The sequence below is a fragment of the Streptomyces sp. NPDC051172 genome, assembly GCF_040682555.1.
Classification (GTDB): Bacteria; Actinomycetota; Actinomycetes; order Streptomycetales; family Streptomycetaceae; genus Streptomyces.
Genome location: NZ_JBFBBE010000054.1, coordinates 40048 through 61049, shown reverse-complemented (window position 1 = coordinate 61049; position 21002 = coordinate 40048). Strand labels below are relative to the sequence as shown.

The 21002-nt window shown below is 70.4% G+C and carries 21 protein-coding genes; 11 read left to right on the top strand and 10 right to left on the bottom strand.

What is annotated here, in order from left to right; genetic code table 11:
- Window positions 1-96: 96 nt before the first annotated feature.
- From AB0N07_RS28980 to AB0N07_RS28970, 3 genes are read right to left on the bottom strand one after another with little or no spacing between them, the layout of a single operon-like run.
- Window positions 97-1047 (bottom strand): 3-oxoacyl-ACP reductase, encoded by a 951-nt coding sequence (locus AB0N07_RS28980; protein ID WP_365839968.1) that lies wholly within the window; start codon window positions 1045-1047, stop codon window positions 97-99.
- Between the two features lie 11 nt (window positions 1048-1058).
- Window positions 1059-2144 (bottom strand): Zn-dependent alcohol dehydrogenase, encoded by a 1086-nt coding sequence (locus AB0N07_RS28975; protein ID WP_365839966.1) that lies wholly within the window; start codon window positions 2142-2144, stop codon window positions 1059-1061.
- A 29-nt stretch (window positions 2145-2173) separates the two neighbouring features.
- Window positions 2174-3031, bottom strand: a complete 858-nt coding sequence (locus AB0N07_RS28970) for a MaoC/PaaZ C-terminal domain-containing protein (RefSeq protein WP_365839964.1) — start codon at window positions 3029-3031, stop codon at window positions 2174-2176.
- A gap of 254 nt (window positions 3032-3285) precedes the next feature.
- Here AB0N07_RS28970 and AB0N07_RS28965 point away from each other — a divergent pair, with 254 nt between their 5' ends.
- The 3 genes from AB0N07_RS28965 to AB0N07_RS28955 all read left to right on the top strand — a co-directional run bounded on the left by AB0N07_RS28965 (window position 3286) and on the right by AB0N07_RS28955 (window position 6216).
- Window positions 3286-4191 (top strand): ABC transporter ATP-binding protein, encoded by a 906-nt coding sequence (locus AB0N07_RS28965; RefSeq protein WP_365839962.1) that lies wholly within the window; start codon window positions 3286-3288, stop codon window positions 4189-4191.
- Complete coding sequence (locus AB0N07_RS28960) at window positions 4191-4907, top strand: ABC transporter permease (RefSeq protein WP_365839960.1); 717 nt, start codon at window positions 4191-4193, stop codon at window positions 4905-4907. Before AB0N07_RS28965 ends, AB0N07_RS28960 begins: the two co-directional genes overlap by 1 nt.
- Window positions 4908-5007: 100 nt before the next feature.
- Window positions 5008-6216 carry a sensor histidine kinase gene (locus AB0N07_RS28955; RefSeq protein WP_365839980.1) on the top strand — a complete coding sequence of 403 codons (1209 nt, stop codon included), beginning with the start codon at window positions 5008-5010 and terminating at the stop codon, window positions 6214-6216.
- Here the strand turns inward: AB0N07_RS28955 and AB0N07_RS28950 are convergent.
- Window positions 6194-7741, bottom strand: coding sequence for an alpha-L-arabinofuranosidase B (locus AB0N07_RS28950; protein ID WP_365839958.1), 1548 nt, complete (start codon window positions 7739-7741; stop codon window positions 6194-6196). The two genes, AB0N07_RS28955 and AB0N07_RS28950, sit on opposite strands and share 23 nt — an antisense overlap.
- A gap of 260 nt (window positions 7742-8001) precedes the next feature.
- Here AB0N07_RS28950 and AB0N07_RS28945 point away from each other — a divergent pair, with 260 nt between their 5' ends.
- Window positions 8002-8634, top strand: a complete 633-nt coding sequence (locus tag AB0N07_RS28945) for a response regulator transcription factor (protein WP_365839978.1) — start codon at window positions 8002-8004, stop codon at window positions 8632-8634.
- A 6-nt stretch (window positions 8635-8640) separates the two neighbouring features.
- Here AB0N07_RS28945 and AB0N07_RS28940 read toward each other — a convergent pair whose 3' ends face one another.
- Window positions 8641-10080, bottom strand: coding sequence for an MFS transporter (locus tag AB0N07_RS28940; RefSeq protein ID WP_365839956.1), 1440 nt, complete (start codon window positions 10078-10080; stop codon window positions 8641-8643).
- A 283-nt stretch (window positions 10081-10363) separates the two neighbouring features.
- Here AB0N07_RS28940 and AB0N07_RS28935 point away from each other — a divergent pair, with 283 nt between their 5' ends.
- The gene (locus AB0N07_RS28935; RefSeq protein WP_365839954.1) at window positions 10364-12097 is read left to right on the top strand and encodes an MFS transporter; all 1734 of its coding nucleotides are present in this window, start codon (window positions 10364-10366) and stop codon (window positions 12095-12097) included.
- A 123-nt stretch (window positions 12098-12220) separates the two neighbouring features.
- Window positions 12221-12871, top strand: a complete 651-nt coding sequence (locus AB0N07_RS28930) for a class I SAM-dependent methyltransferase (RefSeq protein WP_365839952.1) — start codon at window positions 12221-12223, stop codon at window positions 12869-12871.
- A gap of 45 nt (window positions 12872-12916) precedes the next feature.
- Here the strand turns inward: AB0N07_RS28930 and AB0N07_RS28925 are convergent, their stop codons facing one another.
- Together AB0N07_RS28925 and AB0N07_RS28920 are read right to left on the bottom strand one after the other, a co-directional pair.
- Window positions 12917-13177 (bottom strand): Txe/YoeB family addiction module toxin, encoded by a 261-nt coding sequence (locus AB0N07_RS28925; protein WP_030932107.1) that lies wholly within the window; start codon window positions 13175-13177, stop codon window positions 12917-12919.
- On the bottom strand, window positions 13174-13449 hold the full coding sequence (locus AB0N07_RS28920; protein ID WP_030932105.1) for a type II toxin-antitoxin system prevent-host-death family antitoxin: 276 nt from the start codon (window positions 13447-13449) through the stop codon (window positions 13174-13176). Before AB0N07_RS28920 ends, AB0N07_RS28925 begins: the two co-directional genes overlap by 4 nt.
- Window positions 13450-13579: 130 nt before the next feature.
- Between AB0N07_RS28920 and AB0N07_RS28915 the strand changes: the two genes are divergently transcribed.
- The 4 genes from AB0N07_RS28915 to AB0N07_RS28900 all read left to right on the top strand — a co-directional run bounded on the left by AB0N07_RS28915 (window position 13580) and on the right by AB0N07_RS28900 (window position 16873).
- Window positions 13580-14545, top strand: a complete 966-nt coding sequence (locus AB0N07_RS28915) for an N-acetylmuramoyl-L-alanine amidase (RefSeq protein ID WP_365839949.1) — start codon at window positions 13580-13582, stop codon at window positions 14543-14545.
- Between the two features lie 83 nt (window positions 14546-14628).
- Window positions 14629-15408 (top strand): hypothetical protein, encoded by a 780-nt coding sequence (locus AB0N07_RS28910; RefSeq protein ID WP_365839947.1) that lies wholly within the window; start codon window positions 14629-14631, stop codon window positions 15406-15408.
- A gap of 118 nt (window positions 15409-15526) precedes the next feature.
- The gene (locus AB0N07_RS28905; RefSeq protein ID WP_365839945.1) at window positions 15527-16537 is read left to right on the top strand and encodes an LLM class F420-dependent oxidoreductase; all 1011 of its coding nucleotides are present in this window, start codon (window positions 15527-15529) and stop codon (window positions 16535-16537) included.
- Window positions 16538-16585: 48 nt separating this feature from the next.
- Window positions 16586-16873 carry a hypothetical protein gene (locus tag AB0N07_RS28900; RefSeq protein ID WP_365839944.1) on the top strand — a complete coding sequence of 96 codons (288 nt, stop codon included), beginning with the start codon at window positions 16586-16588 and terminating at the stop codon, window positions 16871-16873.
- Between the two features lie 10 nt (window positions 16874-16883).
- Here AB0N07_RS28900 and AB0N07_RS28895 read toward each other — a convergent pair whose 3' ends face one another.
- Genes AB0N07_RS28895 through AB0N07_RS28885 form a run of 3 tightly spaced genes read right to left on the bottom strand, consistent with a single transcriptional unit; the run spans window position 16884 to window position 20115 of the window.
- The gene (locus AB0N07_RS28895; protein WP_365839943.1) at window positions 16884-17966 is read right to left on the bottom strand and encodes a prenyltransferase/squalene oxidase repeat-containing protein; all 1083 of its coding nucleotides are present in this window, start codon (window positions 17964-17966) and stop codon (window positions 16884-16886) included.
- A complete protein-coding gene (locus AB0N07_RS28890; protein WP_365839941.1) occupies window positions 17963-18697 on the bottom strand; it encodes a class I SAM-dependent methyltransferase in 735 nt (244 codons plus the stop codon). The genes AB0N07_RS28895 and AB0N07_RS28890 overlap by 4 nt, the downstream gene beginning before the upstream one ends.
- Complete coding sequence (locus AB0N07_RS28885) at window positions 18691-20115, bottom strand: glycosyltransferase family 4 protein (RefSeq protein ID WP_365839939.1); 1425 nt, start codon at window positions 20113-20115, stop codon at window positions 18691-18693. Before AB0N07_RS28885 ends, AB0N07_RS28890 begins: the two co-directional genes overlap by 7 nt.
- Window positions 20116-20325: 210 nt before the next feature.
- On the opposite strand from AB0N07_RS28885, the gene AB0N07_RS28880 reads away from it, so the two are divergent.
- Entirely contained in the window at window positions 20326-20976 is a 651-nt protein-coding gene (locus AB0N07_RS28880; RefSeq protein WP_365839937.1) for a TetR family transcriptional regulator, read from the top strand.
- The last annotated feature ends 26 nt before the right edge of the window (window positions 20977-21002 follow it).

Genomic DNA, 21002 nt, shown 5'->3' with positions numbered 1-21002 from the left:
GATCAACCAGATCCAGGAGGACACCGGCGCCGAGATCACGATCGAGGACGACGGCACCATCTACATCGGTGCCGCCGACGGCCCGGCCGCCGAGGTCTAAGCCCGCTTGAGTCCCAGTACTTCCGCCGCCGCGAACGTCTCCCCCGGCGGCCGGTCCGCGTAGTGCGGAGTCAGTACGGCATCCAGCTCGTCGTAGGTGAAGGTGTCCTGCTTGCTGTCGAACTTCGCCTGCACCCGCGGCCGGTCGACGACGGCGACCATGCCGCCGTGCACCACGAGCAGCTGGCCGTTGACGCGGGCCGCGGCGGGCGAGGCCAGGTAGCCGACGAGCGGGGCGACATGTTCGGGAGCGAGCGGGTCGAGGCCTTCGGCCGGCTGCTCGAAACCGGCGAAGACGTCCTCGGTCATCCGGGTTCGGGCGCGCGGGCAGATCGCGTTGGCCGTGACGCCGTACTTGGCCAGGGCGAGGGCCGTGGAGGTGGTGAGGCCGACGATTCCGCCCTTTGCGGACGCGTAGTTGGGCTGCCCGGCCGAGCCCGCCAGGAAGGCCTCGGACGAGGTGTTCACGATCCGCCCGTAGACCGGCGCTCCCGCTGCCTTGGACCGCTCGCGCCAGTGCGCGGCCGCGAAGTGGGTGGTGTTGAAGTGGCCCTTGAGGTGGACCCTGATCACCGCGTCCCACTCGCCCTCGGTCATGGAGAAGACCATGCGGTCGCGCAGGATGCCCGCGTTGTTGACCAGGATGTCCAGCTTGCCGAACTCTCCGATCGCCAACTCCACGAGTTCCCGGGCCTGTTGGAAGTCGGCGACGTCCCCGGTGTGGGCGAGCGCCCTGCCGCCCGCGGCACGGATCTCGGCGGCTGCCTCTTCGGCGGGGCCCTCCGAGGCCTCTCCCGAGCCGTCCCGGCCCGGCTGACCGAAGTCGTTGACGACGACGGCGGCACCGAGCCGGGCGAGTTCGAGCGCCTCGGCCCGGCCCAGGCCACGACCGGCACCGGTCACGACGGCGGACAGCCCCTCCAGCGGCCCTTGCTGTGGCGACGACACAGGCACCCCCGTCAGATCTCGATGCACGTGCGCAGCGCCGTGCCCGTCCGCATCTGGTCCAGTGCCTCGTTGATCTCGCTCAACGGCACCCGGTGCGTGATCAGGCCCTCCAGGTCGACGCGGCCCGCCCGCCACAGGGCGATGGTCCGCTCGTAGGAGCGCAGGACGTCGCCGCCGCCGTACATCGACGGCAGGATCCGCTTCTCGTCGAAGAACAGCTCGAACATGTTGAGCTGCAGGAAGTCGTCCAGGGCGCCCGCGCCGACGACGACGAGCGTGCCGCCGCGCCGGGTGTTGTCGTAGGCGGTGCGGGCGGTGGCCGACTTGCCGACGACCTCGAAGACGTAGTCGAAGCCCTCGCCGCCGGTGACGTTCTGCTTGGCGTCGGCCAGCTCGTCCGGCGAGACCGCCTTGGTGGCGCCGAACTTGAGGGCGGACTCGCGGCGCGAGGCGACCGGGTCGACGGCGACGATCTCGGCGGCGCCCTTGAGCCGCGCCCCCTGGATCGCGGAGATCCCGACTCCGCCGCAGCCGATGACGGCGACCGACGAACCGGCCTCCACATCGGCGGTGTTGAGCGCGGCGCCCAGTCCGGTCGTGACCCCGCAGCCGATCAGCGCGGCGATGTCGAAGGGCACGTCGTCCGGTATCGGCACGGCGCAGCCCGCGTCCACGACGACCTCTTCGGCGAAGGTGCCGGTGCCCGCGAAGCCGAATACATCGGAAGGGGTGCCGCCGGGGCGGTGGAAGTTGGGGGTGCCGGCGTTCATGAACCCGGCCAGACACAGCTCGGTCTGCCCGCGCTTGCACGCCGGACAGGCGCCGCAGGCGGGCAGCCAGCAGACCACGACCCGGTCGCCCGCCTTCAGGTGGGTGACGCCTTCGCCGACTTCGACTATCTCGCCCGCGCCCTCGTGTCCGGGCACGAACGGCGCCGGCTGCGGCAGCACCCCGCTCATCGCGGACAGGTCCGAGTGGCACAGCCCGGTGGCCCGCACCCGGATCCTCACCCTGCCGGGCCCGAAGCCCGTCGCCTCGACGTCCTCGAAGACCTCGAGTTTGTCCTGGCCGATCTCGTGCAGTACGGCTGCGCGCATGGTGCGGCTCCCCTCAACTGCCTGCTGGATCAAGAGTGTTCGACGATCGTGTCGGCGAGGACGGGTGCGTCGTCCCGCTCCACGGCGCTCACGGCGACCCGGACCTGCGAGTCCCCCTGCCACATGCGGATGCGCAGGGTCTCGCCGGGATACACGACGCCCGCGAACCGGGTGGCGTACGACCGCACCCGTGTCACGTCCCCGCCGAGCAGCGTGTCGACGACCGCCTTGAGCGTCATGCCGTAGGTGCACAGCCCGTGCAGGATGGGCCGTTCGAACCCGGCGGTCTTGGCGAAGTCCGGGTCGGCATGCAGCGGGTTCCAGTCGCCGGAGAGCCGGTAGAGCAGGGCCTGGTCCTCGCGGATCGGGCGCTCGACGGTGCGGTCGGGGTCACCGGTGGGCGGGTCCAGGCGGGCGGAGGGGCCGCGGTCGCCGCCCCAGCCGCCCTCTCCGCGGACGAAGATCTGGGCGTCGTTGGTCCACAGCGGGCCGTCGGCGTCGGCCACCTCGGTGCGCATGACGAGGACGGCCGCCTTGCCCTTGTCGTACACGGCGGCGATACGGCCGGTGGCGGTAGCCGTGCCCTCGGCGGGGATCGGGCGGTGCAGGGTGAGGGACTGGCCGCCGTGCAGGACGCGGGCCAGGTCCACGTCGACGCCGGGCATGGACAGGCCGCTGATCACCCCGGGTGAGCCGTTGCCCGCGACGGTGGCGAAGCTCGGCAGGACGTGCAGCCGGGACTCCAGGGTGTAGCGCAGCTCGTCGGGATCGGTCGCCGGGCTGCCTGCCCCGATGCCGAGGTGGTAGAGCTGGACGTCCTTGCGGTCCCAGGTGATCTCGCCGGAACGGGGTTCGGCGGCGAGGGCCTTCGCTGCGTCGATGGGCATACGGCTCCTGATGGCTCGGATGTTTCAAGACCTCGGCGCGGCCGTCCGCACCGTCGGCCGCGACCGAGGTCGTCACGAGTGCCGATCTAGAACGCGTTCCAGTCCGGCGCCCTCTGTATAGCCCAGCGCTCCGCACTTGTGAAGGCTCCTGACGGCATGTCAGATCAGCGGGAACAGGCAGTGACATTTGTCCTGCCCGAGTCCGTACATGCGCATCTGCCGGACCGCGGCCCGGAATCCGTAGCGTCATCGGCATGACACAGCACACTGAACCCGCCGTGTCCTTCACGGGGGCGGTCAAGACCTTCGGCGCCGTGCGCGCCTTGCAGGGCGTGGACCTGGAGATGTCACAGGGCGAGACCGTGGCCCTGCTCGGCCGCAACGGCGCCGGCAAGTCGACGACGATCTCGCTGTTGCTCGGCCTGAACGAGCCCGACGAGGGCACGGTACGGGTCTTCGGCGCTCCTCCGGAGCAGTCGGTGCGCGCCGGGCGGATCGGCGCGATGCTGCAGGAGGGGCGCGCGGTGCCCCGGGTCACCGTGCGGGAACTGGTGGCCTTCGTGGCCGGCCGCTACCCGGACCCGATGCCCGTCGCGCGCGCCCTGCAGCTGGCCGGGATCACCGAGCTGGCGGGGCGGCGCGTGGACCGGCTGTCGGGCGGTCAGACGCAGCGTGTGCGGTTCGCCGTGGCGCTCGCCGGGAACCCCTCGCTGATCGTCCTGGACGAGCCGACCGCCGCCCTGGACGTGGAGGCGCGGCTCGCCTTCTGGGCGTCGATGCGCTCGTACGCCCGTCTCGGCCACACCGTGCTGTTCTCCACCCACCATCTGGAGGAGGCGGACGCGCATGCCGACCGCATCCTCGTCATCGACCAGGGGCGGATCGTCGCGGACGGCACCGGCGAGCAGCTCAAGCGGTCGGTGGGCGGCGGCCTGGTCGCCTTCGACCTCGCGGGGCGGGGCTCGCAGGGTCTGGAGCTGCTGCCCGGTGTGCGGTCGGTGGAGGTGCGCGGGGAGCGGGCGCGGTTGCGCACCGACGACCCGGACGCGACGGTGGTCGCACTGGCGGAACTGGGCGCGATACGCCGCCTGGAGGTCGCGCCCGCCTCGCTCGACGACGCGTTCCTGGCCCTGACCGCACGCGTGACGGAGGCGGCGTGATGCTGGACTATCTGTGGCTCGAAGTACGCCGGACCCTGCGGGACGCGGGTTTTGTGATCGGCGGCATCGCGATGCCGGTGCTGATGTATCTGCTGTTCACCAACCTCGGTGCCACTGACGGGAGTTGGAAGACCGGCGCGATGGTCGGCATGGCGGGCTACGGCGCCGTCGGCTGCGCCCTCAACACCGGCGGCGGGGTCGCCGAGGACCGGGCGATCGGCTGGCTGCGGCAGCTGCGGGTGACCCCGATGACACCGCGCCAGGTCGTCGTCGGCCGTACGCTGACCGGCTCGGTGACGGTGCTGCCCGCCATCCTCGCGGTGCTCGCCGCGGGCGGCCTGCTCAACGGCGTACGGCTGGCGGCCTGGCAGTGGGCGGCGGTCGCGGCGCTGCTGTGGCTGGGCTCGCTGCCCTTCACCCTGCTGGGCCTGGGCAACGGCTACCGGCTGACCGGTCAGACCACCGGTGTGACGAACATGGCGTGCAACCTGGGCCTCGCGGTCCTCGGCGGCCTGTGGTTCCCGGTCACCCTCTTCCCGCACTGGCTGCGCATCCTCTCTGCGTACACGCCCACCTACCGTTTCGCGCAGCTCGGCACGTCGGTGGCCGCCGGTCACGCTCCGGCGCTCGGGGCGATCCTGCTGCTGGCCCTGTGGCTGCTCGCTTTCGGTTCCTACGCTGTGCTGTCGTACCGGCGCGCTGCCGGGACCATCTGAACGGGGGGAACGAGACATGGGCAGTGGCGTGACGTGGTGGGACCGGGTGGCCTGCCGACTGGAGACATGGGGATCACAGCGGGCGCTCTGGAAGGAGGAGATGGAGCGCTACAAGGCAGCGGAGAAGGCTGCTCGGAAAGAGGGCCGCGCGGCCCCGGAACACCCCGGCCCGCCGCCCACCGGGTTCGCCCTGCTCCCCTGGCTGCTGATGGGCCTGGGCTCCTTCTCCAACCTGCTCCAGGGCCGCACTCCCGACCCGTGGATCGGCGGCCTGGGCTTGTTCACCTTCAACTCGCTCTACATCTACGTGACGTTCCGCTCCTTCCACAAACAGAAGCGCGAGGAGAGGTCCACCCGTCTCGCCCTGCTGGTGATGGCCCTGATCACCACGGGTCTGGCCCTCGGCTACGGCGGCAGCTGGCTGCTGTTCTTCCCGCTGCTGGGCCTGGCGACCGGCGCCGTCCTGCGCGGACCGTGGCTGGGCAGGACCGGACTGCTGCTCGCCGCGCTCGCCGGGGCCATCTCCGGCGTCCGCGACGGGTCGGAGGCGGTGAACATCGCCTACGGCACCTTCCTGTCCACGATGGTCACCGCCGCGATCCTCTCCCTGTCGGAGGCGGTACGGGAGTTGCAGGCCGCCCGCGAGAAACTGGCGCACCAGGCGGTCGAGAAGGAGCGCCTGCGCTTCTCCCGCGATCTGCACGACCTGCTCGGGCACACCCTGTCGGTGATCGTGGTGAAGTCGGAGGCGGCCCGGCGGCTGGCCCCGGGGAACCTGGACGCCGCGCTCACCCAGATCGGCGACATCGAGTCCGTCGGCCGCCAGGCGCTGACCGAGATCCGCGAGGCCGTGACCGGCTACCGCGAGGGCAGCCTCGCCACCGAACTGGACCGGGCCCGCTCGGCCCTGTCCGCGGCGGCCGTCGAACCGGTGGTCCTGCGCTCCGGCGCGCCCCTCGCCCCGCAGACCGAGGCACTGCTGGGCTGGGTGGTGCGGGAGGCGGTCACGAACGTCGTGCGGCACGCCGGCGCCACGCGCTGCGAGATCACCGTGCACAGCAGCCCCGAACGCGTCAGCCTCACGGTCGCGGACAACGGGGAGTGCCTGCCTTCCACGGCCCCCGCCCCGTCCTTGCCGGGCATCGGCGGCACCGGCCTCAAGGGACTGACGGAACGCCTCGCGGCGGCCGGCGGCTCCTTGCAGGCCGGCCCGTCGCCGCGAGGCGGTTTCACGGTCACCGCCGAACTCCCCGTGGAGGCCGACGACGCGTCCGAACCGGTGGCGGCTACGGCGCCCACGGCGAGCTGACGACCCAGCTCACGTCGTCAGTCCAGGACGTGGAGCTGTCCCAGGTGTTGGAGCCGCCGTTGCTCGCTATGTAGACGTTGAAGTCGTAGTGGCGGAGGAACTTGGCCGGGTAGTTGTACGAGGCGAACGAGGTTCCGGTGCCGCTCTTGCCGGTCGTCGGGCAGAAGGTGGCGTCGGATCTGAACTGCGCGCTGCCGTCCATGGGCTGGCGCAGCAGCTGGTAGTTGTAGTGGCGCAGGAAGTCACCCGGGTAGTTGCGCGACTCGAAGGAGACGCAGGAGCTGCTCGCCAGGCCCCGGCGGACGATCCAGGTCGCGTCGTTCTTGTCGAGCGCCGAACTGCTCGAGGTGATCGGGGAGATGACCGCCGTGCCGTTCTGGTGGCGGATGTAGTCGCCCGTGCAGCACGAGGTCGTCGCGCGCAGTGAGATCTCCGAACCCGGGGTCAGCGAACCGGTGGAGCCGGTCGCACCGCCGTAGCCGACGGAGACGATGTTCGCCTGCACCGAGTCGTCGGCGGCGTCCGTGGGGATGCCGGAGGTCATGACGCCCTCGAAGAAGGACCCGATGGAGCCGTTGCTGTTGTCGCCGCCGGTGCCGAGGACGATCGCGCCCTCCTGGTGCATGGGCGAGTAGCCGCTGGTGGTGGGTTCACCGCCGGAATAGGTGGTGGTGAGGCTGCCGGATTGCGCATTGCCGTACTTCAGCGCGAAATGGTTCTGCCCGTTGTTCTTCAGCAAAGCCGTCACGAAGGGCAGCGGTCCGGTGCCGGTGTTCGAGGTGTTCTTGCTGTAGCCGGAGTCCGACTGGAAGAGGCCGTTCTCCAGGTCGGCCTGCACCCAGGGGCCGCCGCCGTAGCACGGGGAGAACCAGCACTCGGTGCCGAAGTTGATGGCGTCCATGTGGCCGTTGCCGGTGTCCTTGTTGTTCGTCTCGGCGTTGCCGTAGTCGAAGCAGCACCTGCCGTTGACATGGGTGCCGGAGGTCACCATGTACATCCCCTCGGCCTGCCCGTTGACGGCCACACCGGAGGTGGAGTCGTCCCGGTAGCCCATGCCGGCCGAGATCTCCAGGCCGTAGACCTGGTGCCCGCCCACGGTCACCGGCAGGGCGTCCGCGGGTGCCCCGACGTCGGCCGCGCCGGCCCCGCCCGCCCCCTCGACCGTCAGGTCGTTGTGGCGCGGGGACTGGTCGTAGATCTTGGTGATGATGCAGGTGGTGCCGGAACAGAAGGAGTCCTGGGCGGCCGCATTGGCATACCCTCCGGCAGTCAGCAGCCCGATGTTCGCGGTGGCGCCGTCCGAGGCCCGCTGCACCTGGTAGAGCGAGCCGTTGTACGACGAGTAGAGGGCCCGGACGAGGCTGTGCGCGGCGACGCACGGGGTGCCCGCGGCGGCGTAGATGTCGCAGGGCAGCGAGCCCGCCGCCTGCGCCTGCGGCACTCCGACGGCGAGCGCCAGGACGGTGACGAGCGCGGAGAGTGCGGCCAGGGCCGCGGTTCTGAGTCTGGAGAACCTGGAGAACAAGGTGGAGCCTCCTTCATGTCCGGCATACCGAACAGCGTTCGACCGAAATGCCGAACTATTTCCACGATCGAAATGTCGAACAATTGCGGGTGGGGATGCAGACACAGGAATTGCAAAGGCGAACTCCCAATGCAGACGCGATTGTTGGGCCGACGCGGGAGACCGTCAAGACTCGCGGAACGGAACAATGACAAGTCTTTAGACGAGCCTTTAATCGGGCCACGGCCCCGTCCGCGCCCTACTCTTAAACCGTGAACGAGATGCCCCGGGATCACCGGCCGTCGAAGAACGTGCGGGTCCTGCTCGCCGAGGACCAGGGAATGATGCGGGGCGCGCTCGCCCTGCTGCTCGGTCTGGAGGCGGACCTGGAGGTCGTCGCCCAGGTCGCGGCGGGCGACGCGATCGTGGACGCCGCGCTGACCCACCGGCCCGACGTGGCCCTGTTGGACATCGAACTGCCGGGCATGAGCGGCCTGGACGCGGCGGCCGAGCTGCGCGAGCAGGTCCCCGACTGCCGGGTGCTGATCCTCACCACCTTCGGACGGCCCGGCTATCTGCGCCGCGCGATGGAGGCCGGAGCGGCCGGCTTCCTCGTGAAGGACGGTCCCGTCGAGGAGTTGGCCGCCGCGATCCGCCGGGTGCTGACCGGCGAGACCGTGATCGACCCCGCGCTCGCCGCCGCCGCGCTCAGCGCCGGGCCGAGTCCGCTCACCGCCCGCGAGTGCGACGTACTCAAGGCGTCGGTGGACGGCGCGACCGTCGCCGACATCGCTGCGAAGCTGCATCTGTCGGAGTCGACGGTCCGCAACTACCTCTCGTCCGCCATCGGCAAGACGGGCACCCGCAACCGGATGGAGGCGATGCGGGAGGCTCGTCAGCAGGGGTGGCTGTGAGCGGAACTACTTCGCCGGCTTCGCGGAAATTCTGCGCGGCAGCCACACCAGCATCAGCACCGCACCCGCGAGCAGCACCCCCGTGCCCGTCCGGAACACCAGCGCGTACCCCTCCGTGAGCGCCCCGGGAGCACCGCTGCCCGCCGTGCGCGTCGCCGCGATCGTCGACATCACCGCGAGTCCCAGCGAACCGCCCATCGTGCGTGAGGTGTTGACCAGCCCCGACACCAGCCCGGCCTCCCCCGGAGCCGCCCCGGACGTGGCGAGCGCGGCGAGCGGGGTCGCCGTGAGACCCGCCCCGAGCATCATCAGGATCCCGGGGAACATGATCTCCGTCAGATAGTTGCCCCGCGGCGTCATCGTCGACTGCCACGCGAAGCCCGCCGCCGCCAGGAGCGTCCCGAGCACGGCCAGGTTCCGCGCGCCGAACACCGGCAGGAAGCGGGGCGCCGACTTGGACCCGAGCAGCACCGCCAGGGAACTCGGCACCAGCGCCAGCCCGGCCTCGAAGGGCGTGTAGCCGAGCACGTTCTGCGCGTACAACGTCATGAAGAACCACATGCAGAACATCGCGGACCCGTTCACGAACATCGCCGCGTTCGCCGACGACACGGCCCGCACCCGGAACAGCCCGAGCGGCATCAACGGCGCCGCCGTACGCGCCTCCACGACCAGGAACAGCGCGATCAGTGCAAGCCCGGCGGCCAGCGGCACGAGGGTGGCCGCCGCCGTCCACCCCTCCGCCTCGGTCTGCGAGATCCCGTACGCCAGCGTCCCGAGCCCCGCCGTCACCAGCAGCGCACCCGGCAGATCGAGCCGCCGCCCGCCCCCGTTGCGGCTCTCCACCAGCCACCGCAGCGAGCCCGCCAGCACCAGCGCCCCGACCGGCACGTTGATCAGCAGCACCCAGCGCCACGACAGCCCGTCCACCAGCGCCCCGCCGACCAGCCCGCCGGCCGCTCCGCCACCGGCGCCCACCGCGGTCCAGGTCGCTATCGCCCGCGCCCGCGCGGCGCCCTCCGGTACCGCCGAGGTGAGGATGGTCAGCGTCGAGGGTGCGAGCACCGCGGCCCCCAGCCCCTGCACGGCCCGCGCGACCAGCAGCTGACCACCCTCCTGCGCCAGCCCGCCGCCCAGCGAGGCGGCCGTGAACAGGGCGAGCCCGACCAGGAACATCCGCTTGCGCCCGTACAGGTCCCCGGCCCGCCCGCCGAGCAGCATGAACCCGGCGAAGGCGATCGCGTACGCGTTCACCACCCACTGCAGCCCCTGCGGGCTCAGCCCCAGGTCGGCCCGCATCGACGGCAGCGCCACATTGACGACCGACACATCGAGCACCACCAGGAACTGCCCGGCGCAGGCGAGCGCCACGACCAGCCAGGTGGGAGGGGCAGTACGGCGGGACGGGCTCCGGGTGACGTCAGCGGCTTCCAGCATGTCTGTCATGCTCTCAACCGGGTTACGGTCCTTGCATCGGGATTTCGCCGGACGGGGCCCTCCTCCGCAGGACCTACACCGCCCGCACGAGCGTCACCACCGCCGCCCCGCCCAGCCCGAGGTTGTGCGCGAGCCCGACCTCGCCAGGCCTGACGACTGATCAGATTCCCATGACCGGGTCAAGATTTCATTAGAGACCCGAAGCAACGGAATAGTTGCCTGTGCATACGAGGTTTACCCAGCACTTATCTCGCACAGCTCTTCATCCCGTACGGCCTGGAGGCCTCACCCCATGACGCACACGACGACCGAACAGCCCGCCCGGCGGGCGAGCGGGGCCGTGGTCCCGGTACTCGCCTTCGCGGGCATCGTTGTCGCAGTGATGCAGACCCTGCTCGTCCCGGTCATCAAGGACCTGCCGCAGCTGCTGGACACCGCACCCAGCAACGCCACCTGGGTCCTGACCTCGACGCTTCTCTCGGGAGCCGTCGCCACCCCGATCATGGGCCGCCTCGGCGACCTCTACGGCAAGCGGCGCATGCTGATCCTCAGCCTCGCCGTGATGGTGGTCGGTGCCCTGATCAGCGCCCTCACCAGCCAGCTGCTCACGATGATCGCCGGCCGTACGCTCCAGGGCTTCGCGATGGGCGCCATCCCGCTCGGCATCGGCCTGATGCGCGACATGCTGCCCCGCGAGAAGCTCGGCTCGGCGATGGCCCTGATGAGCTCCTCCATAGGCGTCGGCGGCGGCCTCGCCCTGCCGCTCGCGGCCCTGGTCGCCCAGCACGCCGACTGGCACGCCCTCTTCTACGGCGCCGCAGGCCTCGGCGCCCTCTCGATCCTCCTCACCCTCCTGGTCGTACCGGAGTCCCCGATGCGCGCCAAGGGCTCCTTCGACCTGCTCGGCGCACTCGGCCTCTCGGCCGGCCTGGTCCTCTTCCTTCTCCCCATCACCAAGGGCAGCGACTGGGGCTGGACCTCCGGCACCACGCTCGGCCTGTTCGGCGCGTCGGCCGTCGTACTCGTCCTGTGGGGCGTTCTCGAACTCCGTTTGAAGGCCCCGCTGGTGGACCTGCGGACGACGGCCCGCCCGGCCGTCCTCTTCACCAACCTTGCCTCGATCATGGTCGGTGTCTCCTTCTACGTCGTCTCCCTCGTCCTTCCCCAGCTGCTCCAGCTCCCCAAGGCGACCGGCTACGGCCTCGGCCAGTCGATGGTCGTCGCGGGCCTGCTGGTGGCCCCGCTGGGCCTGACGATGATGTTCACGGCGCCGGTCTACGCCCGCCTGTCCGCGAAGTACGGCCCCAAGGTCACCCTGATCCTCGGCCTGCTGATCATCGCGATCGGCTACGGCGCCGGGCTCGGCCTGATGAGCGCTCCGTGGCAGAGCCTGGTCATCGCGGTGGTGCTCGGCGCGGGCATCGGCCTCGCGTACTCCTCGCTCCCCGCGCTGATCGTCGGTGCGGTCCCGGCCTCCGAGACGGGTGCGGCGAACGGGCTCAACACCCTGATGCGCTCCATCGGTACGTCCGTGTCCAGTGCCGTCATCGGCATGGTGCTGGCCAACACCGCGAACAACGTCGGCGGCGTCGAGATCCCGACCATGCACGGCTTCCGCGTCTCCTTCCTGATCGCGACCGGCGCGGTCGCCGTGGGCCTGCTGATGGCCCTGTTCCTGCCGAAGCCGAACCGGGCTCCGCAGCTGCTTGCGAGCAGCGAGGAGGACGACTCCGTCGTGGAGCTTGCGGAGGAAGTGCTGCGCGGGTTCCGGGGGCGTGTGCTGGGTGCCGACGGCGTTCCGGTGGCCCGGGCGAAGGTCACGCTGATCGATCGGCGGGGCCGGCAGGCCGGAGCTGCGGTCTCCGACGAGGACGGGAGCTATGTGCTGGCGGTGCCGGCCGAAGGGGCGTATGTGCTGGCCGCACGGGCGGTGGGCCATGGGCCGCTGGCGTCTTCGGCCACGCACCCCGGGGAGGCTGCGGTGGAGTTGGATCTGTCGTTGCCCGGTGGGGCCGTGACCGCTTAGAACAGCCGCATATTGATGCAACCCTGCGCCCCCTAAGAGCGCTGCCGCACCCCCTGTCATACAGCTGACGGGGGGTGCGGCAGCATGGGGGCCGCAGACACACGTACGACCGGGAGGAACCCCATGGCCGCGGCACCCAAGCCGGAGATCCTGGCCGCGTTCGAGGCCGCGAAAGGGTTCATGCCCGCGGACGAGGGACTGGCGCTCTACGCGGCGGCCGTCGAGGCGGCGGCGCTCGGGCTGCCCCTGCTGGAAGTCGGTACGTACTGCGGCCGGTCCGCGATCCTGCTCGCCGACGCAGCCCGCGAGTCCGGGGTCACCGCGCTGACCCTCGACCACCACCGCGGCAGCGAGGAGCAGCAGCCGGGCTGGGACTACCACGACCCGGAGACGGTCGACCCGGAGATCGGCCTGATGGACACGCTGCCGACCTTCCGCCGCACCCTGCACCGCGCCGGTCTGGAGGAACACGTGGTGGCACTGGTCGGCCGCTCGCCGCAGATCGCGAAGTTCTGGCGGACCCCGCTCGGCCTGGTCTTCATCGACGGCGGCCACACCGACGAGCACGCCACCGCCGACTACGAGGGCTGGGCCCCCCATGTGGCCGAAGGCGGCCTGCTCCTCATCCACGACGTCTTCCCGAACCCGAAGGACGAGTTCACCGGCCAGGCGCCGTACCGCGTCTACCTTCGGGCACTGGAGTCCGGCGCGTTCACGGAAGTCTCGGTCACGGCTTCCCTGCGGGTTCTGCGGCGGATGGGGGCCGGAATCTGAGCCACGGTGCGGCGCACGCACCAGATGCAGTACCGCCGGCCAGGCTCAGCTGTAGTGATAGCGAGCCTTGAGGATCTTCACTTCTTTGTCATCTGCGCGGTACACGAGACGGTGTTCGTCATCGATCCGCCGAGACCAGTAACCGGACAGCTCACCTTTCAGTGGCTCTGGCTTGCCGATCCCCTCGAACGGGGTCCGCTGGATCTCGCCGATCAGCCGCGTGATCCTCCGCGCCGTCTTGCGGTCGGCGGCAAGCCAGTACAGGAAGTCCTCCCACCCATCCGGGTCAAAGGACACACTCCTCACTCCTCGCCTCCGGCGAGGTCGCGGAGTTCATCCATCGATTTCGCGACAGCCGCCTCGCCCGCCTTGTCACGCGCGACCGCCTCCATGAGGCGTCTGGCATTGGCAGGGGACCGCAGCAGATAGACGGTCTCCTGCCAGGCGTCGTAGTCGTCGGCTGACATCAACACGACATCGCCGCTTTTCGAGCTGATCCTCACGGGGGTGTGATCGGTGTTGACGCGCTCAATGAGAGGAAACAGCGTCCTCCTGGCCTCGGTGGCACTTATCGACATGTGTGTACTCTCCTCCCATAGCGTACGCGATAAACGTACCACACCAGTACATGATTCCTGTACCACCCGTCGTGAGTCGAAGGACTCGAGTTCCCAGCGGATCGGGTGGACGGCCCGTAGGGTGGCCAACGTGTCGTACGTAGGCCCGGACTTCGATCCTCCCCAGCCCCGCCGCCCCCGGCGCAGCCCCCTGACCGTGGCAATCGCCGCGCTCGTGCCGGGCGCGTTGCTCGGGTGGCTCGTGTACGAAACCGTGGGCGGGAGCGGCGGTGATGGTGGCGGGGCGGCCCAGGCGACCGTACGGACGTCCGCCGCGGCGACGTCCGGCGCACCCGCCTCCTCCTCCTCCGCCGGCGACGACAAGAACCAGAACAGTCCGGCGCCCACCCTCGCCTCGTCGGCGCCCGCCGCCTCCGGCCCCCTCAAGGGCAAGGTCGTCGTCATCGACCCCGGCCACAACCCCGGCAACTTCCAGCACGCCACCGAGATCGCCCGCCAGGTGGACATCGGCACGAACAAGAAGGAGTGCGACACGACGGGGACGTCCACCAACTCGGGCTACACGGAAGCCCAGTTCACCCTTGACGTGTCCCACCGCCTGAAGGCCCTGTTGCAGAAACTGGGCGCCACGGTGGAGCTGACCCACGACGGCAACTCCCCCGCCTGGGGCCCCTGTGTGGACCAGCGGGCGCAGATCGGCAACCGGGCCCACGCCGACGCCGCGATCTCCATCCACGCGGACGGCTCCGCGGCCGGCAACCGCGGCTTCCACGTCATCCTTCCCGGCTCCGTCCACGCGGGCGCCGCCGACACCCGCCCCATCGTCGCCTCCTCCGCCGACCTCGGCGAGCACATCGCCGGCAACTTCGTCCGCGTCACAAGTGAACCGCCCTCCAATTACGTCGGCGACGGCACCGGCCTCGTCACGCGTAAGGACCTGGGCGGTCTCAATCTGTCAACGGTTCCCAAGGTGTTCATCGAATGCGGGAACATGCGCGATAGCAAGGACGCGGCACTGCTCACCAGCGGTGCGTGGCGACAGAAGGCCGCGCAAGGGATTTCTGATGGAATCGTGAGTTTCCTGCACGGTTCGTGATCAGCGGGCTGATCCCGGCGGACGCCTTGCTCGGACGGACGATAGTGTCTACCGACGACGAGACGACTTACGAAGGACCTGAAGTGAATATCCGCTCCCTCACACGAGGCGACGGCGTGGTGATCGGAGCAGCGGTGTTGCTCTTCATCGCGTCGTTCCTCAGCTTCTACACCGCTGACGGCATCAGCAGCGCCCCGAACGCCTGGGAGTACCTCGGCGACGCCCTCGGCCTCTACGTGGGTGGGATCATCGGTGCTGCCCTGATCGTCGTCAATCGTGCCCTTCCGCAGCCGCGCAAGGTCGCCGGCCTGGAACTGGGCCAGGTGGGCGCCGCGTTCTCGGTCCTGACGGCCTGGGCCCTGTTCTGGACCCTCGTCGATGTCCCGGGCACCCTGAAGGCCGGCTCCGGTCTCATCCTCGGCTTCGTCGCCGCCCTCGTCCTGGCCGGCGCCGCCATCGCCACCCCCCTGGTCCCCGCCCTCCAGGCCGCCCTGATCCCCGCCCCCAAGCCCGCCGCCCCCCAGCCCTACGGCGCCCAGCCCCCCGGTGGCTACGGCTACCCCGGCGCCGGACAGCAGCAGCCCTACGGCGGACAGCCGCAGCCCGGGCAGCCCTACGGAGGTGCCCAGCCGCAGCAGCCGCAGGCTGCGCAGCCGCCGGCCGGGGACTTCTCGCCGTTCTGGTTCGCCGTTCCGGTGCCGCGGCCGCTGTTCGCGGAGGACGGTTCGCCCACGCCGATCGCCGAACTGGCGCCGGGCACCTGGTACCTGGCCGTCGAGCAGCGCGGCCCGGCCCTGGTCGCCCAGACGCAGGACGGCCGCCGCGGTGTACTGCAGGACACCTCCGGGATCCAGCGCGGCTGACACCCGCCGACAACAAGCAGTCACCGGCCCCTCGCCCTTCCGGGCGGGGGGCCGCTGTCGTACAGTCGCAGCTCCCAGCCCGCAACTGACTGGCCGTCAGATCCCTGATGGAGGCGTCATGCGACTCGGTCTCGCCCTCGGCTACTGGGGCCGCGGCCCCTCCCCCGACCACATGCCCCTCGCGCAGGAGGCCGAGCGGCTCGGATACGACTCCGTGTGGACCGCCGAGTCGTGGGGGTCCGACGTCTTCACCCCGCTGACCTGGATCGCGGCGCAGACCTCAACGATCAAGCTCGGTACGGCAGTTGCACAGATGGCCGCCCGCTCCCCGACCACCACCGCCATGCACGCCCTCACCCTCGACCACCTCTCCGGCGGCCGCATGATGCTCGGGCTGGGACTGTCGGGGCCACAGGTGGTGGAGGGGTGGTACGGGCGGCCGTTCCCGAAGTCGCCGCTCACGGCGACCCGGGAGTACGTGGACGTCGTACGGCAGGTGCTCAGGCGGGAGGGGCCGGTCGTGCTCGACGGGCGGTTCCACTCCCATCCGTACAGCGGTGCGGACGGCACCGGCATCGGCAAGGCCCTCAAGCCCATCACGCACCCCTTGCGTCCCGACCTCCCCATCCTCCTCGGTGCCGAGGGGCCGAAGAACGTCGCGCAGACGACCCGTATCGCCGACGGCTGGCTCCCCCTGTACTGGTCGCCGACCCGCCCAGAGGTCTACGAGGCCTCGCTCACCGACGCCCCCGACGGCTTCCTCATCGCACCCATGGCACAGGTCCGGGTCTGCGACGACGTGAGCGAGGGCCTGCTGCCCGTGAAGACCATGCTCGGCTTCTACATCGGTGGCATGGGCCACGCGGCGCGCAATTTCCACGCCGATCTGATGGCGAGGATGGGGTACGAGGAACAGGCCCGGCGCATCCAGGAGCTGTTCCTCTCCGGGCGGCGCGAGGAGGCCGTCCTCGCCGTGCCGGACGCCTTCGCCGACGAGATCTCCCTCGTAGGGCCGCGTGAACGGATCGCCGAGCGCCTGGAGTTGTGGCGCAAGGGGCCGGTGACGGACCTGCTGGCTCTCTCCCCCGACCGGGAGTCGCTGCGGGTGCTGGCGGAACTCAACTCCTGAGGGAACCCGTCCGGGTTTCATAAAGCATCCGGCGGCAATCCGGAAAGTATGTCTCGATACAGCAGCGGTAATCGAGCCGGCGCGGTCATAGCGATCGTCGCCGACGTCATGGCCCTCATCCTGGGCCTGTGGATCCTGATGTACCTGTTGGACGCCAACCGTGCCAACGAGCTGGTGCAGTTCGTCCACAACGTGGCCAACTGGCTGGCCGGCTGGTCGCGTGACCTGTTCACCTTCGACAGGGCCTGGGCCCGCGTGGTCGCAGGTTACGGCCTGGCGGCGGTGGTCTACCTGTTCATCGGCCACGCGATCGCCGGACGGATGACCCGGCACTGAGCGCGCCCGTTCAGGGCGCCACCGAACCGCAGCAGTCCGGATCCAGCCCCCTCGGCAGCGGCTCCCCGCCGAACACCGTGCAGGTCGCCTCGTGGCCGCCGAGGGCTGCGACCGCCAGCAGGAGCGATCCCGCCGTCCAGGTGGTCAGCTCGCGCGGCCAGATCGCCTTGTCCTCGAAGACGTAGCCCGTCCAGTACAGGCCGGTCTCCGGGTCCCGCAGGTGCTGGATCGACTGCAGGATGTCCAGCGCGCGGTCGGACTCGCCCATCGCCCACAGGGTGAGGGCGAGTTCGGCCGACTCTCCGCCGGTGACCCACGGGTTGGGGACGACGCAGCGCACCCCGAGGCCGGGGACGACGAAGCGGTCCCAGCCCTCCTCCACACGGGACTTGGCCTCCGTACCCGTCAGCGCACCGCCCAGCACCGGGTAGTACCAGTCCATCGAGTAGCGGTGCTTGTCCAGGAACCGCTCCGGGTGGCGACGGATCGCATGGCGGAGCGCTCCGACCGCGAGCTCCCAGTCCGGCTGCGGCTCTTCGCGCTGTTCGGCGACGGCGAGCGCGCAGCGCAGGGCGTGGTGGATGGAGGAGGAGCCGGTCAGCAGGGCGTCGGTGGTGAAGCTGCCGTCCTCCTCGCCCTTCCAGCCGATCTGGCCCCCGGGCTGCTGCAGCCGCAACACGTACTCGATGGCCGCGTAGACGGCCGGCCACATGCGGTCCAGGAAGGTGTCGTCGCCCGTGGAGAGGTAGTGGTGCCAGACGCCCACCGCGATGTACGCGACGAAGTTCGTCTCTCGGCCGTGGTCGGTGACGTCCGCGAAATCGCCGTCGGCGTAGGCCGCGTACCAGGAACCGTCGGCGTTCTGGTGCCGTGCCAGCCACTCGTACGCCCGCTCGGCGGCCTCGTGCTCGCCCGCCGCGTCCAGGGCCATCGCGGCCTCGGTGTGGTCCCAGGGGTCCAGGTGGTGTCCCCGGAACCACGGGATCGCACCGTCCTCCCGCTGTACGGCGAGGATGCCGCGGACGGTCGCGGCAGCCTGCTCGGCGGTGAGGACCCCGGGCAGGACGAGGTGTTCTGTCCGGGGAGTGGTCACCGGGCGTCCACCGAGGGCAGATGGGGCTTGGTCGCGTAGGCCACGAAGCTCTTGCCGATCAGGGGGTTGAGGGCCTGTTCGGCGACCCTGGTGGCCAGGGGCTTCTTCATGATGTCCCAGACCAGCAGCTTGTGGTACGCCTTCACCGGCAGCGCCTTGTCGTTGTCGACGCCGAACGCGCACTTGAGCCACCAGTAGGGGGAGTGGAGTGCGTGCGCGTGGTGGGTGCCGTAGGGCTTGAGGCCCGCCTCGCGGATCTTGGCGAGCAGCTCGTCCGCCTTGTAGACGCGGATGTGGCCGCCCTCGACCTCGTGGTAGGCGTCGGACAGCGCCCAGCAGACCTTCTCGGGGCCGTAGCGCGGGACGGTGATGGCGATGCGGCCGCCGGGCTTGAGCACCCGGACCATCTCGGCGAGTACGCCCTTGTCGTCCGGGATGTGCTCCATGACCTCGGAGATGATGACGACGTCGAAGGACTCGTCGGGGAAGGGCAGCGCCAGGGCGTCGCCCTCCATCGCGGTCGCGGTGGCGCCCGCCGGGGCCTCGCCCGCCTCCTTCATCGCGGCGAACCACTTCGCGACCTCGCGGATCTCCTCGCCGTTCTGGTCGAGCGCCACGACCTGGGCGCCGCGCCGGTAGCACTCGAACGCGTGCCGGCCGGCCCCGCAGCCGAGGTCCAGGACGCGGTCGCCCGGGGCGAGCGGGAACCGGGAGAAGTCGACGGTCAGCACGTGGCCCTGCTTTCGGAGTGGGGGGCGGCTAGTTCTTCTACGGCTTCTGTGGTTTCCACGGTTTCCACGACGGTCTTCGGCGGTTGGGGCGCGCTGTGTTCCGGCGCCGGGGAGCCGGTGATGGCCTCGCGGTATCTGGCGACCGTTCCCTCGGCGGCGCGGGCCCAGGTGAAGTGCCGCAGCACCCGTTCACGGCCGGCGCGGCCGAGCCGTACCCGCAGCTCCGGGTCGCCCAGCAGGCGGCTGAGGCCTGCCGCCAGGGCGCCCGGGTCACCCGGCGGCACCGCCAGGCACGTCTCGCCGTCGCGGCCCGCGACCTCCGGGATCGCGCCGCCTGTCGTCGCGACCAGGGGCGTGCCGGTGGCCATCGCCTCGGCCGCCGGGAGGGAGAAGCCCTCGTACAGGGACGGTACGCAGGCGACCTCCGCAGAGCGGACCAGGTCGACCAGCTCGGCGTCCGAGATGCCCTTCACGAACTCGACGGCGCCTTCGAGGCCGTAGCGCTCCATGACCTGGGCGACGGGGCCCTCCGTGGGCCGCTTGCCGACGACGACCAGGTGGGCGTCCGGGCGCTCGGTGCGGACCTTCGCGAGTGCCTCGACGAGGAAGACAAGGCCCTTGAGCGGCACGTCCGCGCTGGACGTCGTCACGATCCGGCCGGGCACCACGGGCACCGACGGGTCCGGCGAGAACAGGTTGGTGTCGGCGCCGATGTGGACCACGTGGATACGGTCGTCCCGTACGCCGAGGTGGTCGACGATCTCGGCGCGCGAGGTGCCGGAGACGGTGAGGACCGAGGGCAGGCGGCGGGCGACGCGCTTCTGCATGCGGGTGAAGGCGTACCAGCGCCGTTTGCCCCAGCGCTGCTGCCAGTTCTCGGCCGCGTCCAGCTCCAGCTGCCGGTCGACGGTGATGGGGTGGTGGATGGTGGTCACCAGGGGGGCGCCCACATCACCCAGCAGCCCGTATCCGAGCGTCTGGTTGTCGTGCACGACGTCGAACTGGCCGCGGCGGGCGCGGAGATGACGGCGGGCGCGCAGGGAGAACGTCAGCGGCTCCGGGAAGCCGCCGGTCCACATGGTCGCGACCTCCAGCGCGTCGATCCAGTCGCGGTACTCGTCGCGCCCCGGGGTGCGGAAGGGGTCCGGCGAGCGGTAGAGGTCGAGGCTCGGCAGCTCGGTCAAGCTCAGCCGGCCGGCGTAGTCCGCGCCCTCGTCGAGCACGGGGTAGGGCTGGGAGCCGATGACCTCGACGCGGTGGCCGAGGCGGGCCAGCTCACGCGAGAGGTGGCGGACGTAGACGCCCTGTCCGCCGCAGAACGGGTTCCCTTTATAAGTGAGGAGCGCGATGTGGAGCGGTCGCTCGCCGTCGGCGGCGAGGTCCTCCCGGGGACCCGCCTGACTGGCCTCAGCGGTCACTCTGGGCCCCCTTCTGCCTGCACTGTCCCGCGAGATTACGCCGGGACGCTAATCTAGAACAAGTTTCAGACTTGATCGTCCAGGAGGCTCTGAATCTACCGGCAGGTAGGGGTGCGGTGAGCAGTGGATCAGGTGATTCGCGCCACGGCCGAGGCCCTGCCAAACTCGGTGCGATCACCAGCCCTCACCGACTGTCACGGAACGGGATCCATGCCTGCGCAAGCGAAGGTGGCCAAGGTGGAAGCACGTACCTCGCAGCCGGCCTCCCCGCCCCTCACGGAGCGGCAGGAGGCGCGTCGTCGGCGCATCCTGCACGCGAGCGCGCAGCTGGCCAGCCGGGGCGGTTTCGACGCGGTGCAGATGCGCGAGGTCGCCGAGTCCTCGCAGGTCGCCCTCGGCACCCTCTACCGCTACTTCCCGTCCAAGATCCATCTGCTGGTCGCCACCATGCAGGACCAGCTGGAGCACATGCACGGCACGCTGCGGAAGAAGCCGCCGCAGGGCGAGACGGCGGCCGAGCGGGTCGCCGAGACGCTGATGCGGGCCTTCCGCGCGCTGCAGCGCGAGCCGCATCTGGCCGATGCGATGGTGCGTGCGCTGACCTTCGCCGACCGCAGCGTCTCGCCCGAGGTGGACCAGGTCTCCCGCCAGACCACCCTGATCATCCTGGACGCGATGGGCCAGGAGAACCCGACCCCCGAGCAGCTCTCCGCGGTCCGGGTCATCGAGCACACCTGGCACTCGGCCCTGATCACCTGGCTCTCGGGCCGCGCCTCCATCGCCCAGGTCAAGATCGACATCGAGACGGTCTGCCGGCTGATCGACCTGACGGATCCGAAGGCGTCCGGGAAACCGTCCTGAGGAGAGCGGAGGAAGCCGGCCGCGGT